Here is a 16259-nt window from a genome sequence, read left to right as displayed (position 1 = left end):
GAGGTGATTGACATGAGCTTAAGAGCAAACCGTGTCGGAGAACAAATGAAAAAAGAGTTAGGGGATATTATTGGGCGTAAAATTAAAGACCCGCGTATTGGCTTTGTTACTGTGACAGATGTAAATGTATCCGGAGATTTACAAATTGCAAAAGTCTTCATATCAGTTTTAGGAGATGAAGAACAACGTCAAAATACGTTAAAAGGTCTTGCGAAGGCCAAAGGGTTTATCCGTTCAGAAATTGGCCAACGTATTCGCCTGAGAAAAACACCGGAAATTCAATTTGAATTTGATGAATCGATTGATTATGGAAATCGAATTGAAACTCTTCTACATGAGTTAAATGTAGAGAATAAAGAGGAGGAATAACTCCTTTCAAAGGGATAGACACCTTCGTCTATCCCTTTTGTGTTGAATATCTGAAAGTCGGAGGTATGATAATGGAAGGTGTGCTTTTATTAAATAAGCCCACAGGAATGACATCTCATGACTGTGTAGCAAAGATGAGAAGACTTGCAAAAACAAAAAAGTTGGTCACACAGGAACATTGGATCCTGATGTTACTGGTGTACTTCCCATCTGTCTTGGAAGAGCGACAAAAATAGTTGAATACTTGACTGCCGCTACGAAGACCTATGAGGCTGAAGTAACAATTGGTTATTCTACAACAACTGAAGATGCATCGGGAGAAGTAGTAGAAAGAAAAAGTGTAGAATCTCCAATAACGAAATTGATGGTAGAAGATGTATTACAATCGATGGTTGGTACAATTGAACAAGTTCCGCCAATGTATTCGGCTGTAAAAGTAAATGGTAAAAAACTCTATGAATATGCACGTGCAGGGATTGAAATAGATAGACCAGCCAGACTTATTACAGTTAATGAGCTGGTTTTGCTTGGGGATGTAATAAAAAAAGATGGACTGGTTACATTCCGATTTCGTGTAACATGTTCAAAAGGTACATATGTTAGAACATTGGCCGTTATGATAGGGGAAAGACTGGGATTTCCGGCACATATGTCACATCTTATTAGAACCAAATCAGGTAATTTTCATTTAAGTGATTGTTTTACATTTGAGGAAATTGAAGAAGCAGTTGAAAAAAATGAATTACAAAAATATTTACTCCCAATAGGACATGCGCTTAATGATTTGCCGAAACTACTAATACATGATACTCTAGCAGAGAAAGTGAAAAATGGTGCAGTATTAGAGCTACCGACACAATTTCATGACATTGAAGCTGGTTCTCCAATCATTATCTTTAATGAAGAACACCAATGTTTAGCTATATACACAAAGCATCCGACAAAAAGTCACCTTATGAAGCCGATTAAAGTCTTATATAATGAAGCTTAAGGTACTTTTTAATTATTGACAGCATTATAATTGAAAAAGGTGAAGTTGACTGTGAAACAAATTAACCTGTCCCACCCACATCATTTAGAACGTTCAGAACAACCTGAGATGGTTATGGCTCTGGGGTATTTTGATGGGGTTCATAAAGGTCATCAAAAGGTCATTTTAAAGGCAAAGGAAATTGCGGATAACACTGGAATAAAATGTGCCGTCATGACATTCCATCCACATCCCCTGGTAGTTCTTAGAAAACAAGAAGACATTGAATATTTAACACCATTAGACGAAAAAATCAAATTAATCGAGCAATTAGGTGTAGATCTATTATATGTAGTAGAATTCACACAAGAATTTGCTGCTTTGTTACCTCAACAATTTGTTGATGAATTTATTATTGATCTTAATGTTAGACATGTTGTTGCAGGATTTGATTTTACATATGGCCACCTGGGGAAAGGTTCGATGGAGACGATTCCATTTCATTCAAGAAACCAATTTTTACATACAACAGTTGAAAAGTTAACAGATCATGACCGTAAAGTAAGTTCTTCACTTATACGAGAAGTCATTCAGAGTGGAGATGTAGCATATGCTGAAACCTTACTTGGTAGACCTCATTTTGCAACAGGAACAGTTATCCACGGTGATAAACGTGGAAGAACAATAGGATTTCCAACAGCAAACATAGAGGTGGAAGAATCCTTTTTACTCCCTCCAACTGGTGTATATGCAGTTTCAATCAAGGTGGAAGACCAAGTCTATGAGGGTGTGTGTAATATTGGGTATAAGCCTACCTTTAAAGATCAAAAAGCTGTAAAACCAAGTATTGAAGTTCATATCTTTGATTTTAAACGTGATATTTATGGTGAAATGGTATCAGTTTTCTGGTATAAACGTATAAGAAGCGAAAAGAAGTTCCATAATGTAGAGGAGCTAATTACACAAATTTCTAAGGATAAAGATCAGAGTCAAGAATTCTTTCAGAAAAAGATGGTTTAGTCCTTGCATTATCTTTAGAAAAATAGTATTCTAATTGATGTAGTTTAAAACCATTGCTTGGCAAATCGAGTCACCAACGTTTGCTCGGTAATTGGGGTTTTGCAAAATAAGGAGGTGAAAAGGATGGCTATCACACAAGAACGTAAAAATGAACTTATCGCTCAATACAAAACACATGAGTCTGATACTGGATCTCCAGAGGTTCAAATTGCTATCCTTACTGAGGACATCAATAATCTTAACGATCACTTACGTGTTCACAAAAAAGACCACCATTCTCGTCGCGGTCTATTAAAAATGGTAGGTAAACGTCGTAACTTATTAACTTACCTACGTAATAAAGACGTAACTCGCTATCGTGAGTTAATCAACAAGCTTGGATTACGTCGATAATTACTTTAAAAGCGGGATTCCTCCCGCTTTTTTAGTGTATATAAAACTGCAATAAAATAGATGTTTCTACACCTTTTTTTGTAAATAAATTAGCTGCTTTTTAAAAGTTGTCGAAAATCTATTTACATATAAAAACTATGCTGATATGTTGAAATTAAATGGTTCATACTATTACATAACGCAATTAAAAAAGAGAAGGAGTTTTACATATATGGGACAAGATAAACAAACGTTTTCCATAGACTGGGCCGGTCGAAACTTAACAGTTGAAATTGGTCAGCTTGCAAAACAAGCAAACGGATCTGTACTGATTCGTTATGGTGATACAGCTGTATTAAGTACTGCTACTGCGTCAAAAGATCCAAAACCTCTTGATTTTTTTCCACTCACAGTAAACTATGAGGAGCGTTTATACGCTGTTGGTAAAATACCAGGTGGATTTATTAAACGAGAAGGCCGCCCAAGTGAAAAGGCTATTTTGGCAAGTCGATTAATCGACCGCCCAATCAGACCATTATTTGCTGACGGCTTTAGAAATGAAGTACAAGTTATTAGTATTGTAATGAGTGTTGACCAAGATTGCTCTTCAGAAATGGCAGCAATGTTTGGGTCATCTTTAGCATTATGTGTGTCTGATATTCCTTTTGAGGGACCTATTGCCGGAGTTACAGTTGGAAGAATTAATAATGAATTTGTTATTAATCCTAATGTAGAACAGGCAGAACAAAGTGATATACATTTAGTAGTAGCCGGAACAAAAGATGCAATCAACATGGTTGAAGCCGGTGCAGATGAAGTTCCTGAAGAAACAATGTTGGAAGCGATTATGTTTGGTCACAATGAAATTAAACGTCTTATTGCTTTCCAGGAAGAAATAGCTGCAGCAGTAGGTAAAGAGAAAAAAGAAGTTCAGCTTTTTGATCTTGATGCTGATTTAGAAAAACATATTCGCGATCTTGCTGAAAAAGAACTTCTGCAAGCCATTCAAGTTCAAGAAAAGCATGCGCGTGAGGATGCAATCAATGCGGTGAAAAATAGTGTTGTCGAGAAGTTTGAAGCTGATGAGGCAGACGAAGCTACAATCAAAATGGTCAAACAAATATTATCCAAGCTTGTGAAAGCAGAGGTACGTCGATTAATTACAGAGGATAAAGTCAGACCGGATGGACGTGGAGTAGATGAAATTAGACCACTTTCATCAGAAGTTGGTTTACTCTCAAGAACACATGGTTCAGGTTTATTTACTCGTGGACAAACACAAGCGTTAAGTATTTGTACACTTGGAGCTTTAGGCGATGTGCAAATTTTAGATGGATTAGGAATTGAAGAATCAAAACGTTTTATGCATCATTATAATTTCCCGCAATTCAGTGTTGGGGAGACTGGCCCAATGAGAGGTCCAGGACGACGTGAGATTGGACATGGGGCATTAGGAGAGCGTGCTTTAGAACCAATTATCCCTTCTGAAAAAGACTTCCCTTATACAATCCGTTTAGTATCTGAAGTACTTGAATCAAATGGTTCTACTTCTCAGGCAAGTATTTGTGCCAGCACACTTGCGATGATGGATGCGGGTGTTCCGATTAAAGCTCCTGTAGCAGGTATTGCGATGGGCCTTGTAAAATCAGGTGAACACTACACAGTATTAACAGATATTCAGGGTATGGAAGATGCTTTGGGTGATATGGACTTTAAAGTAGCTGGAACTGAAAAAGGTGTTACAGCCCTGCAAATGGATATTAAAATTGACGGCTTATCTCGTGAAATTTTAGAGGAAGCTTTACAACAAGCGAAAAAAGGTCGTATGGAAATTCTGAAATCAATGATGGCAACCATCTCTACACCAAAAGGTGAGTTATCACAATATGCTCCTAAGATCTTAACAATGGCAATTAACCCGGACAAGATTCGAGATGTTATCGGACCAAGCGGAAAACAGATAAACAAAATCATTGAAGAAACGGGCGTTAAGATTGACATTGAACAAGATGGAACAGTATTCATTTCTTCTGTTAATGAAGATATGAATCAGAAAGCAAAGAAAATTATCGAAGACTTAGTACGTGAAGTTGTAGTCGGACAAATGTACTTAGGTAAAGTAAAACGAATTGAAAAATTCGGAGCATTCGTTGAAATCTTCAGTGGAAAAGATGGCTTAGTTCATATATCTGAGTTGGCTGAAGAGCGCGTCGGTAAAGTTGAAGATGTTGTGTCAATTGGTGACGAACTATTAGTAAAAGTAACTGAAATTGACAAACAAGGTCGTGTAAACTTATCGAGAAAAGCAGTTCTTAAGGAACAAAAAGAAAATCAACCAGAACAACAAGGTTGATGACATGATAGGAGGCCGTGGGTAACCAGGCTTCTTTTTCAATTTAATACTTCTGTACCTCAATTACGGAACAAGTTCCATTTTTGTTCTACCTTGTCCTCTTTTTACATATTTTTTAGTAAAAAGGGGGATACATAATGCAAAGGAAAATCATTCAAGTTGTTGGTTTTATTTTCATCATAACTGTAGCCATTGGCTTTATTAAAAATCCATTTACCACATCCTATCTTGATCAAATAAAAAAAGCAGACGTGACAGTTGCAAAACACCAAGATAAGCTGTATGAAGAAATTTCAGCTAAAGCCAAGGAATACAGTATTCCAGCTCAAAATGCAGAAATACATAAAGTTTGGAAATCGACCCCAGGGTATAATGGCTTAGAAGTAGACATTGATGAGTCATATAGAAAGATGAAGGCGAAGGGCACTTTTGATGAAAAACTTCTTGTTTATCGACAAGTTAAACCATCTGTACACCTTGAGGATTTAAAAGCTGAGCCAATTTATAGAGGTCATCCTGACAAGCCGATGGTATCTTTTATTATTAATGTAGCTTGGGGAAATGAATATATTCCAGATATGCTTGAAACATTAAATAAATACCATGTTAAAGCTACTTTTTTTCTAGAAGGAAGATGGGTGAAAGAAAACCCAGATATGGCAATGATGATCGTTGATGCAGGACACGAAATAGGAAATCATTCTTATACACATCCTGATATGAGTCAGCTTTCTGCAAATAAAATAAGAGAGCAATTGTCGAAGACGAATGAAGTGATAAAATCGGTAACAGATGTTACCCCAACTTGGTTTGCTCCTCCAAGTGGCAGTTTTAAAAATGAAGTTGTAAAAATTGCAGATGAGATGAAGATGAAAACTGTTATGTGGAGTGTGGATACAATTGATTGGCAGCGTCCAGAACCACATGTGTTAGTTTCACGAGTAATGGGTAAAGTTCATAATGGAGCACTGATTTTAATGCATCCAACATCTTCAACATCGGAAAGTTTAGAAACATTAATATTATCCATTAAGCAAAAAGGATATTCCTTTGGTTCAGTGTCTATGCTCGTTGATGAGGAACGATTATTTAAAGATGATCCTAAAACAAATTAAACAACTAAGAAGGAGGAACACTTTTGATCAAAAAATATACGTGTCAAAATGGAGTAAGAATTGTGTTAGAAAATATTCCTACTGTTCGATCTGTTGCAATTGGTGTATGGATTGGAACAGGTTCTCGAAATGAAAGCCTTGAAAATAACGGGGTGTCCCATTTTCTTGAGCACATGTTCTTTAAAGGAACTAAAACAAGAACGGCAAGGGAAATCGCTGAATCCTTTGATAGTATTGGTGGTCAAGTAAATGCCTTTACTTCAAAAGAATATACTTGTTACTATGCTAAAGTACTTGATGATCATGCCAGCTATGCCCTGGATGTACTAGGTGACATGTTTTTTAACTCAACGTTTGATGAAGATGAACTTAAAAAAGAAAAGAATGTCGTATATGAAGAGATTAAAATGTATGAAGATACTCCAGATGATATTGTTCATGATATTTTAAGCAAAGCTACATATGGAAGCCATCCTTTAGCATATCCAATATTAGGAACAGAAGAGACCTTAGCTTCCTTTAATGGTGACACATTGAGAGAATACATGAACAATCATTATACTCCCGAAAATGTGGTTGTATCTGTAGCCGGAAACGTGACAGAAAGCTTTATTAAAGAAATTGAAAAACTCTTTGGTTCATATGAAACAAACTCATTGAAACGTGAATTTGAAAAACCAAGCTTTCATGACGAAAAACTCGCTAGACAAAAAGATACAGAACAAGCTCATCTATGTATAGGATTTAATGGTCTTGAAGTGGGCCATGATGATATTTATAGTTTAATCGTCCTAAATAATATCTTGGGTGGTAGTATGAGTAGCCGTTTGTTTCAAGATGTTCGTGAACAAAAAGGTCTTGCTTACTCTGTTTTCTCATACCACTCTTCATACGAAGATAACGGTCTTCTTACTATCTATGGCGGTACAGGAAGTAAGCAACTTAATCTCTTGTTTGATACGATTCAGGAAACATTAGCGACGTTAAAAGCAGAGGGAATTACGGCAAAAGAATTAGCTAATAGTAAAGAGCAAATGAAGGGTAGTCTTATGCTAAGTCTGGAAAGCACGAACAGCCGTATGAGCCGAAATGGGAAAAATGAGCTTTTACTGGGTTATCACCGCTCATTAGATTCGATTATTGAAAAAGTAAATGAAGTAAGTGAAGAAAGTGTTAATACACTTGCTAATCAGGTATTCACAGACACTTATTCAGTTGCTCTTATTAGTCCTGAAGGTACTTTACCGGAAAAACTTCAATCCTAATTAAAAATGCCTACGATTTATTTTTCTTATAAATTGTAGGCATTTTTTTATGAGGTCAATAGATAAGATAGTAGTAAGGAGGAATGGACATGAGACTTAGTGAACTATCCGGAAAAGAAATTGTTGATGTGAAACGTGCAGAACGTTTAGGTGTTCTTGGTCAAACTGATTTGGAGATTAATGAACAAACGGGACAAATTACAACACTAATCATCCCATCGTTAAAATGGTTTGGATTAAGAAAACAGGGCCAAGAAATACGGGTTCCATGGCATCATATTAAAAAGATAGGAACAGATATGATCATTCTTGATATACCCGATGAACAAATTGATAAAATCGATTCATAACTACACTTCTTCGGTTGGCATTTGGCCAATCGATTTTTTTGAATAAAACCGCGGGTTCGATTACTCCCTTTTAATATGTATCCTCTTTCTTTTTATTCATCTGTTTATTCACCCATATGTTGATTTCTACATAGTATGTTGAAGTAAGTTATCCTAGGATCTCAAGGAACTATAACAGAAACACAAGCAAAAGAAGGTGAACATACAATATGTTAACAGGATTAAACGTAGCTGTAATCGGTGGTGATGCCAGACAGCTAGAAGTTATCCGTAAATTAACTGAACTTGATACAAAGCTTTTTCTCATTGGTTTTGACCAACTGGACCATGGCTTTACTGGTGCAACAAAAGTCAAAATGGATGAGGTTCCATTTCAAGAAATAGACGCGATTATTTTGCCTATCCCTGGTACGAATCAAGAGGGGATTGTAGAAACTGTTTTTTCAAATGAAGAGGTTATTTTAGCTGAAGAGTTAATTAATCAAACACCTTCTCATTGTACCATTTATTCAGGTATTTCAAATTCCTATTTAGATAATCTCGTTCAATCGACAAATAAAAAATTAGTTCAACTTTTAAAAGGGATGATGTGGCAATCTACAATTCAATTCCAACAGTTGAAGGAACACTCATGATGGTCATCCAACATACCGATATAACGATACACGGCTCAACTGTAGCTGTATTAGGGTTAGGAAGAGTAGGAATGAGCGTGGCAAGAACCTTCTCTGCACTAGGAGCGAAAGTTAAAGTAGGTGCAAGAGATACGGCAGACTTAGCCAGGATTACTGAAATGGGCCTTGAGCCTTTTCATATTGATCATCTAGAGGATAAGGTAACAGACATCGATGTGTGTATAAATACAATCCCAGCTATGATCGTAACGGCTAAGGTAATTTCCAATATGCCGGCACACACATTAATTGTTGATCTTGCTTCAAAACCAGGAGGAACCGATTTTCGATACGCTGAGAAAAGAGGGATTAAAGCACTATTAGCTCCAGGATTACCTGGCATAGTGGCACCAAAAACTGCCGGGCAAATTGTAGCGAATGTCTTAACACAGCTATTAAATGAGTTAAAGATAGATGGAAAGGGGTTATCTTCATGAAATTAGAAGGTAAGCGGATTGGATTTGGTATTACGGGTTCTCATTGCACGTATGAGGAAGTGTATCCACAAATCAAATCATTATTAGATGAGGGAGCAGATGTTATCCCGGTCGTCACATTTACAATGAAGAACACAACAACTCGTTTTGGAAAAGCGGGGGAATGGGTTGAAAAAATAGAGGAATTAACAGGTAACAAAGTGATCGACTCTATTGTTGCAGCAGAACCACTAGGACCTAAACTTCCGTTAGATTGTATGGTGATCGCTCCACTAACAGGTAATTCAATGAGTAGATTTGCTAATGCTCTCACTGATTCGCCTGTGTTGATGGCTGCAAAAGCAACCTTAAGAACCCATCGCCCTGTTGTTTTAGGCATATCTACAAATGATGCGCTTGGTTTAAATGGAGTAAACCTTATGAGGTTAATGGCAACAAAAGATATATATTTTATTCCATTTGGCCAGGATGCACCTGATAAAAAACCAAATTCAATGGTTGCAAGAATGGAAGCATTACTTGATACTGTATTAGCTGCATTAGAAGGAAAACAATATCAGCCGGTTGTTGTTGAGAAGTTTCGAGATTTAGAAGAATAATTTCTTAATTCAATCAAAGAATCAAATTTTTTCATCCATTCGACAATTATTGTGATAGAATAGTACGTAAAAGATTTGTAGCTGTATTTTGAAAAGGAATATAGCTGGAAGGAGCTAGTGTTTAATGGAAGCAAAAGGTTATCATGTAGCAGTAGTCGGAGCAACAGGGGCTGTGGGGCAACAAATGCTTCACACATTAGAACAACGTAATTTTCCAATTTCTAAATTAACTTTGCTTTCTTCTGAGCGTTCAGCAGGAAAAAAAGTAATGTTCAGAGATGAAGAATATATTGTCGAAACAGCAACTCCTGAAAGTTTTGAAGGTGTTCAAATTGCGCTATTCTCAGCGGGTGGAAGTGTGTCTAAACAACTTGCTCCAGAAGCAGTAAAGCGTGGGGCAATTGTTGTAGACAATACGAGTGCATACCGCATGGATGAGAATGTTCCATTAGTTGTTCCTGAAGTGAATGAAGAAGCATTAAAAACACATAAAGGTATCATTGCAAACCCGAACTGTTCAACAATACAGATGGTTGTGGCTCTTGAGCCTATACGTCATCAATTTGGACTAAACAAAGTAATTGTTTCTACGTACCAAGCAGTTTCAGGTGCAGGAGCAGCTGCAATTAATGAGTTGAAGGAACAAGCAAAAGCAATATTAAATGGTGATGATTTCACACCTGAAATTCTTCCTGTAAAGGGTGACGAAAAACATTATCAAATCGCATTTAATGCAGTTCCTCAAATTGATAAATTCCAAGATAATGGTTATACTTTTGAAGAAATGAAAATGATTAACGAAACGAAAAAAATAATGAATATGCCTGCACTTCATGTTGCAGCAACTTGTGTTCGTTTACCAGTTGAAACAGGCCATTCTGAATCTGTGTATATTGAAGTAGATGCTGAAGGTGTTTCTGCTCAACAAGTAAAAGAATTATTAAAAGAATCTGATGGAATTACATTGCAAGACGATCCATCACAACAAATTTATCCAATGCCGGCTAACTGTGTAGGTAAAAATGATGTATTTGTTGGAAGAATCCGTAAAGATTTAGACCGTGATAATGGTTTCCATATGTGGATTGTTTCTGACAACCTATTGAAGGGTGCTGCATGGAATTCGGTTCAAATCGCTGAAAGTTTAGTGAAATTACAACTAGTTTAACTCTTTGAAGAAGAGAGCATGGTAATCACCAGCTCTCTTCTCTCACGTCTATAGTAGAGGTGTTAACATTGAAAATGATTGTTCAAAAATTTGGCGGAACATCTGTAAAAGATGATCGCGGGCGAAAAATGGCGCTTGGTCATATACAGGATGCGATAAAAGAAGGATATAAAGTTATTGCTGTTGTCTCAGCAATGGGACGGAGCGGTGACCCATACGCAACTGACACTTTATTAAGCTTGGTATATGGTGAGTTGAGTAATATTTCTAATAGAGAACAAGACATGCTTCTCTCATGTGGAGAAGTTATTTCGTCTATCGTATTTTCTAGTTTATTAAATGAAAACAATATTAAAGCAACTTCATTAACAGGTGCTCAAGCTGGGTTTGTTACAAATGATGAGCATACGAATGCAAAAATTTTAGAGATGAAATGTGAACGGTTGGTAGAAACTTTGTCCCAACATGATGTGGTTGTTGTTGCCGGATTTCAGGGCGCTTCTGCAACAAATGGCGATATGACTACAATCGGTAGAGGAGGCAGTGATACTTCTGCAGCAGCAATTGGTGCAGCGGTTGGCGCTGAGTTTGTTGATATTTTTACAGATGTAGAAGGTGTTATGACTGCAGATCCAAGAATTGTAGAAAATGCAAAATCTTTATCGAAGGTAACGTATACAGAAATTGTCAATCTTGCCTATCAGGGAGCAAAGGTCATTCATCCCCGAGCAGTAGAGATAGCAATGCAGGCTGAAGTACCAATTCGAGTAAGATCAACATACTCTAAATTACCAGGCACTTTAGTCTCCTCTAATCAAACTGATAAAAAGGGCAGTGATGTTCACGAAAGATTGATCACGGGAATTGCCCATGTTTCAAATGTAACACAAATAAAAGTAACCGCAAAAGAAGGACAGTATAGTGTACAGACAGAAGTATTTAAAGCAATGGCAATGGAAGGGATAAGTGTTGATTTTTTCAATATCACCCCTAAGTCAGTTATCTATACTGTAACAGATCAAGTAACATCCCGAGCTGTTGAAGTATTACGGGAACTCGGATATGAACCGATAATTACGAGACAGTGTGCGAAGGTCTCTGCAGTAGGTGCAGGAATTATGGGAGTTCCGGGAGTAACATCCAAAATTGTAACGGCTCTGTCTGAAAAAGGGATACAAATCCTTCAATCAGCTGATAGTCATACAACAATTTGGGTGCTTGTCAAAGAGGATGACATGATTAAAGCGGTTAATGCTTTACATGAAGCCTTTGATCTATCAAAATAGAGATAAATGATTTTCTAACATAAAAAATAGAAATCTTACTTTACTTTTTATGAATAAGTAAGATAGCATCTAGTTACAAAGTGCAGCAAAAGGAGTGAAGGTAATAATGAGTCATTTTGGAAAAGTTTCTACAGCGATGATAACCCCATTCGATAAAAATAATAACATTGACTTTCAAAAAACGACTATGTTAATTGACTATCTCATTAATCATGGATCAGATTCATTAGTAGTCACAGGGACGACAGGGGAATCTCCAACATTAAGCAACGAGGAGAAAATAGCTCTTATCAAACATACCGTGAAAGAAGTAAATGGTAGAGTTCCTGTTATTGCGGGAACAGGTAGTAATAACACTGCAGCCTCAATAAAATTGACAAAACACGCAGAAGAAGCTGGTGTGGATGCTATAATGCTTGTAGTGCCATATTATAATAAGCCAAGTCAAGAAGGGTTGTATCAACATTTTAAAGCAATAATAGAATCAACTTCATTACCGGTAATGTTATACAACATTCCAGGTAGAAGTGTGATCAACATGTCAGTAGATACAATTATTCGTTTAGCTGAGTTTCCTAATGTTGTTGCGGTAAAAGAGGCAAGTGGAAACTTGGAAGCCATGGCTGAAATTATCACAAATACAAAAGAGGATTTTGCTGTTTACTCAGGTGATGATGCGTTAACTTTACCGGCTCTTGCAATAGGTGCTGATGGAATTGTTTCTGTAGCTTCTCATATTATAGGAAATGAAATGCAAGCTATGATAAATTCCTTTCTATCTGGTGAAACTGTAGCTGCAGCAGAACAACATCGTAGATTGTTACCAATTATGAAGCAGTTGTTTACTACACCAAACCCTGGCCCAGTAAAAACAGCACTACAGTTTAAAGGGTTAGACGTCGGATCAGTCCGTCTTCCTCTATTACCATTAACAAGTTTAGAACGAAGTGAATTAATGAATGTTATCCAAAATAATTTAGGGTAATATTTTGACCTTTTTTAAGTGGAACTAAAGAGGGTGCTTAAACATAGCACCCTTTTTAGTTCCTTTTTTTACCCTTGCCTAAATATGAGGTAGCAAAGCATATTATAGGACTAAAATTTCCTTGTATTCCAATTCTTTCTTCAGTTATAATATTTCTAAGTGACGTTGAACGGGTACTTCAGTAGGGAGGATTTTCATGGAAAAGACAGAGAATATAAAGTTAATCGCTTTAGGCGGTGTGGGAGAAGTCGGAAAAAATATGTTTGTTGTTGAAATTAATTCTGACATTTTTGTGGTGGATGCCGGTCTTATGTATCCTGAGGATGGAATGTTAGGAATTGATATGGTAATTCCGGATATAACATATTTAAAGGAAAATGAAGATCGAGTAAAGGGGATCTTTTTAACACATGGTCATGACGAGAGTATAGGTGGCATCTATTATTTATTAAATAACATTAGAGTTCCTATTTATGGGACAAAGCTTACACTTGCTTTAGTAGGCGAAAAACTTAAAGAAAATAAAATGCGACAGACGGTTCTAGTTAAAGAGATTGATAATGAAACCGTATTATCTTTTGATAGTACCACCGTTTCCTTCTTCAGAACAAATCATAGTATACCAGATTCTGTGGGAATTAGTTTTTCAACAACAATGGGTTCAATCGTTCATACAGGCGATTTTAAATTCGATCAAACACCGGTTGGAAATAGCCAGATGGATATTGGAAAAATTGCAAGTCTCGGTGAAAATGGTGTACTTTGTTTATTATCTGATAGTGTAAATGCGGAAAAGCCGGGCTATTCTGGTTCAGAGGCCATTGTTGGCGGAGAAATTTCAGATGTTATGTATAATGCTGAAGGCAGGGTTTTTGTTGCTGTATTTGCTTCTAATTTATATCGTATTCAACAAGTAATTAATGCTGCAATTAAAAATAATAGAAAATTGGCTGTTGTTGGGAAAAATATGAGGAATATTCTTAACTTAGCTATTAATCTGGGGTATATCTCTGTTGAAGAAGATGTGTTTATATCAGTAAATGATATTAACAAGCATTCTGAAAAGGAAATTGCGATTTTAACGACAAGCAATCACGGTGACCCGCTTGCTGTTCTTTCACGTATGGCCAAGCAGGCTCATAAACAAGTAAATGTAAAAGTTGGGGATACAGTGTTAATAGCTGCTACTCCAATTCCAGGACAAGAAATTGTTTTCTCAAAAACAATTGATATATTAAGCAGAGCTGGTGCAAATGTTGTCTTTGGTCAAAAACAAATACATATGTCAGGGCACGGACACCAAGAAGAACTTAAAATGATGCTGAACTTAACAAAGCCAACATATTTTATCCCTGTGCATGGGGAATATAAAATGCAAAAATCACATGAGAAATTAGCCAAACAAGTTGGTGTTGATGCTCAAAATATCTTTCTGGTTGAGAAAGGTGATGTCGTTGAGTTTAAAGGTGACCATGTGTACACAGGCGGAAAAGTTCCATCAGGAAATGTATTAATCGATGGTTTAGGAATTGGGGATGTAGGTAATATTGTTCTTCGTGATCGCCGATTATTATCTCAGGATGGCATTTTAATTGTTGTTGTAACATTGGATAAACAAAGAAAACAAATTATTTCCGGTCCGGAAATAATAACAAGAGGATTTGTATATGTAAGAGAATCAGAAGAACTAATTACAAATGCAACAAATGTAGTTTCGACTATCGTTGAACGAAGCATGCAGGAACATTCAATTGAATGGTCACAGCTAAAATTAAACATTAGAGAAGCACTTAATCAATTTTTATATGAAAAGACAAAAAGGCGTCCAATGATTTTACCAATAATAATGGAAATATAAAAGATGACTTTCATTAGAGGGGGGTTCCTCATCCCTTTTAATGGCTCGTGAAGACTTATCACGCATAACGCCACGTCCTGTGGCTTCGCCTGACTCGGACGTCTGATCTATACATTCTTTATCCCCCTTTATCTTTTTTGTTTCTATCGGATATTGAAGTGGGATTTTACTGCCCGTTAAGGGGGATGAAATGTAAAAAAAGCATTGATTTTTCAATGCTTTTTTTCTTTAAAACGATAGGAATAAAACTGTGATGTATCAGATTCATCCTTATTTCCTTCTGTATGAAAACTACAAGGTTGTAAATACTACAAACAGAATGAAAAAGAAAGGATGGATAACATGGCAAATCATGACCATTACATAAAAAATGAGGATGCTGAGAAACAGGAAAATAAAGAAAGTTCGATTGTAGAAAAAATTCAACAGCTTGGTCAAACCAATGTCCCTCAAATGGGAAATGATTCAAAAATTCATTGTTTAACGATTGTGGGACAAATTGAAGGACATATTCAATTGCCCCCTCAAAATAAAACAACAAAATATGAGCATGTTATTCCTCAAATCGTTGCAATCGAACAAAACTCAAATATTGAAGGGTTGCTTGTCATCTTAAATACTGTTGGAGGAGATGTGGAAGCAGGACTTGCGATTGCAGAAATGCTTGCATCTTTATCGAAACCTTCAGTATCAATTGTTTTAGGAGGAGGACATTCAATTGGGGTCCCAATAGCTGTTTCTTGTGATCATTCTTTTATTGCGGAAACAGCAACAATGACCATTCACCCAGTCAGATTAACTGGTTTAGTAATTGGTGTTCCACAAACTTTTGAATATTTAGACAAGATGCAAGAACGTGTCATTAATTTTGTAACGAGCCATTCAGGCATTAGTGAAGAAAAATTTAAAGAGTTAATGTTATCAAAAGGGAATTTAACAAGAGATATCGGAACGAATGTTGTGGGAAGAGATGCTGTTGAATACGGGTTAATTGATGAGGTCGGCGGCGTAGGTCAAGCAATTCAAAAACTCAACAGTATGCTTGAAAAAAATAATGAAGATCAGGTGTTACAATGATATACTATACAATGATGCCAGAAGAACTAATGTTCCCTTCTGTTGGAACTGACTTTGAAAAGCAATCAATCATTGAATTAAATGGTGTTCAACTACTCGTTCAACAAACGGATAACTCCCAATATGAAATAATTCGCTTAATGAGCAGTGATCCACAACATTATCTTGACTCTCAATTATGTCCGGGTCAAAAAATTACAATGTCGTTTTCGATCAATTAAAAGGTATGTGGTATAATAAAAGAAACTTATTTCAAAGAGGCAGCCAGATACGGCTGCTTTCTTCTTTTCATTGTAGATCATATTAAATAAAATAGTAAAAGCCTTTGGCTAAATTGATAAAAAAGATTATTAAATAACAG

The 16259-nt window shown here is 36.4% G+C and carries 14 protein-coding genes and 2 pseudogenes; all 16 read left to right on the top strand.

Going from position 1 to position 16259, the window contains the following annotated elements:
• Positions 1-12 precede the first annotated feature (12 nt).
• The 16 genes and pseudogenes from rbfA (at position 13) to AC0L8O_RS12400 (ending at position 16119) form a co-directional block, all read left to right on the top strand.
• A complete protein-coding gene (rbfA, locus tag AC0L8O_RS12475) occupies positions 13-369 on the top strand; it encodes a 30S ribosome-binding factor RbfA (RefSeq protein WP_026559308.1) in 357 nt (118 codons plus the stop codon).
• Positions 370-440: 71 nt separating this feature from the next.
• Positions 441-1360, top strand: a pseudogene (truB, locus tag AC0L8O_RS12470) (tRNA pseudouridine(55) synthase TruB).
• Positions 1361-1411: 51 nt separating this feature from the next.
• On the top strand, positions 1412-2359 hold the full coding sequence (ribF, locus tag AC0L8O_RS12465) for a bifunctional riboflavin kinase/FAD synthetase (RefSeq protein WP_473448347.1): 948 nt from the start codon (positions 1412-1414) through the stop codon (positions 2357-2359).
• A 123-nt stretch (positions 2360-2482) separates the two neighbouring features.
• On the top strand, positions 2483-2752 hold the full coding sequence (gene rpsO, locus AC0L8O_RS12460; protein WP_026559305.1) for a 30S ribosomal protein S15: 270 nt from the start codon (positions 2483-2485) through the stop codon (positions 2750-2752).
• Positions 2753-2963: 211 nt separating this feature from the next.
• A complete protein-coding gene (gene pnp, locus AC0L8O_RS12455) occupies positions 2964-5084 on the top strand; it encodes a polyribonucleotide nucleotidyltransferase (protein ID WP_473448345.1) in 2121 nt (706 codons plus the stop codon).
• 137 nt (positions 5085-5221) lie between these two features.
• Positions 5222-6199 carry a polysaccharide deacetylase family protein gene (locus AC0L8O_RS12450; protein ID WP_473448344.1) on the top strand — a complete coding sequence of 326 codons (978 nt, stop codon included), beginning with the start codon at positions 5222-5224 and terminating at the stop codon, positions 6197-6199.
• Positions 6200-6222: 23 nt separating this feature from the next.
• Entirely contained in the window at positions 6223-7464 is a 1242-nt protein-coding gene (locus tag AC0L8O_RS12445) for a M16 family metallopeptidase (protein ID WP_473448343.1), read from the top strand.
• 89 nt (positions 7465-7553) lie between these two features.
• Positions 7554-7814: a YlmC/YmxH family sporulation protein gene (locus tag AC0L8O_RS12440; protein WP_473448342.1), complete on the top strand. Its 261-nt coding sequence runs from the start codon at positions 7554-7556 to the stop codon at positions 7812-7814.
• A gap of 209 nt (positions 7815-8023) precedes the next feature.
• Positions 8024-8925: pseudogene (gene dpaA, locus AC0L8O_RS12435) on the top strand (dipicolinic acid synthetase subunit A).
• Positions 8922-9524, top strand: a complete 603-nt coding sequence (locus AC0L8O_RS12430) for a dipicolinate synthase subunit B (RefSeq protein ID WP_026559299.1) — start codon at positions 8922-8924, stop codon at positions 9522-9524. Before dpaA ends, AC0L8O_RS12430 begins: the two are co-directional and overlap by 4 nt.
• A 124-nt stretch (positions 9525-9648) precedes the next feature.
• Positions 9649-10692 (top strand): aspartate-semialdehyde dehydrogenase, encoded by a 1044-nt coding sequence (gene asd, locus AC0L8O_RS12425; protein WP_473448340.1) that lies wholly within the window; start codon positions 9649-9651, stop codon positions 10690-10692.
• 68 nt (positions 10693-10760) lie between these two features.
• Positions 10761-11978 (top strand): aspartate kinase, encoded by a 1218-nt coding sequence (gene dapG, locus AC0L8O_RS12420; protein ID WP_473448338.1) that lies wholly within the window; start codon positions 10761-10763, stop codon positions 11976-11978.
• Positions 11979-12084: 106 nt separating this feature from the next.
• The gene (gene dapA, locus AC0L8O_RS12415) at positions 12085-12963 is read left to right on the top strand and encodes a 4-hydroxy-tetrahydrodipicolinate synthase (RefSeq protein ID WP_473448336.1); all 879 of its coding nucleotides are present in this window, start codon (positions 12085-12087) and stop codon (positions 12961-12963) included.
• 190 nt (positions 12964-13153) lie between these two features.
• On the top strand, positions 13154-14821 hold the full coding sequence (locus AC0L8O_RS12410) for a ribonuclease J (protein ID WP_473448857.1): 1668 nt from the start codon (positions 13154-13156) through the stop codon (positions 14819-14821).
• A 342-nt stretch (positions 14822-15163) separates the two neighbouring features.
• Positions 15164-15898, top strand: a complete 735-nt coding sequence (locus AC0L8O_RS12405; protein ID WP_473448334.1) for a ClpP family protease — start codon at positions 15164-15166, stop codon at positions 15896-15898.
• On the top strand, positions 15895-16119 hold the full coding sequence (locus AC0L8O_RS12400) for a YlzJ-like family protein (RefSeq protein WP_078434297.1): 225 nt from the start codon (positions 15895-15897) through the stop codon (positions 16117-16119). Before AC0L8O_RS12405 ends, AC0L8O_RS12400 begins: the two co-directional genes overlap by 4 nt.
• Positions 16120-16259 lie beyond the last annotated feature (140 nt).

It is taken from the genome of Metabacillus sp. KJ11-3 (genome assembly GCF_055808295.1).
The sequence above is the reverse complement of the archived record's forward strand: the minus strand, read 5'-3'. Positions and strand labels throughout refer to the sequence as shown.

What these genes read in the sequence shown, in the direction of transcription:
- AC0L8O_RS12400 (WP_078434297.1), top strand. Translation starts at nt 15,895, where the DNA reads ATGATATACTATACAATGATGCCAGAAGAACTAATGTTCCCTTCTGTT.
- AC0L8O_RS12450 (WP_473448344.1), top strand. Translation starts at nt 5,222, where the DNA reads ATGCAAAGGAAAATCATTCAAGTTGTTGGTTTTATTTTCATCATAACT.
- asd (WP_473448340.1), top strand. Translation starts at nt 9,649, where the DNA reads ATGGAAGCAAAAGGTTATCATGTAGCAGTAGTCGGAGCAACAGGGGCT.
- rbfA (WP_026559308.1), top strand. Translation starts at nt 13, where the DNA reads ATGAGCTTAAGAGCAAACCGTGTCGGAGAACAAATGAAAAAAGAGTTA.
- rpsO (WP_026559305.1), top strand. Translation starts at nt 2,483, where the DNA reads ATGGCTATCACACAAGAACGTAAAAATGAACTTATCGCTCAATACAAA.
- pnp (WP_473448345.1), top strand. Translation starts at nt 2,964, where the DNA reads ATGGGACAAGATAAACAAACGTTTTCCATAGACTGGGCCGGTCGAAAC.
- AC0L8O_RS12430 (WP_026559299.1), top strand. Translation starts at nt 8,922, where the DNA reads ATGAAATTAGAAGGTAAGCGGATTGGATTTGGTATTACGGGTTCTCAT.
- AC0L8O_RS12405 (WP_473448334.1), top strand. Translation starts at nt 15,164, where the DNA reads ATGGCAAATCATGACCATTACATAAAAAATGAGGATGCTGAGAAACAG.
- AC0L8O_RS12440 (WP_473448342.1), top strand. Translation starts at nt 7,554, where the DNA reads ATGAGACTTAGTGAACTATCCGGAAAAGAAATTGTTGATGTGAAACGT.
- dapA (WP_473448336.1), top strand. Translation starts at nt 12,085, where the DNA reads ATGAGTCATTTTGGAAAAGTTTCTACAGCGATGATAACCCCATTCGAT.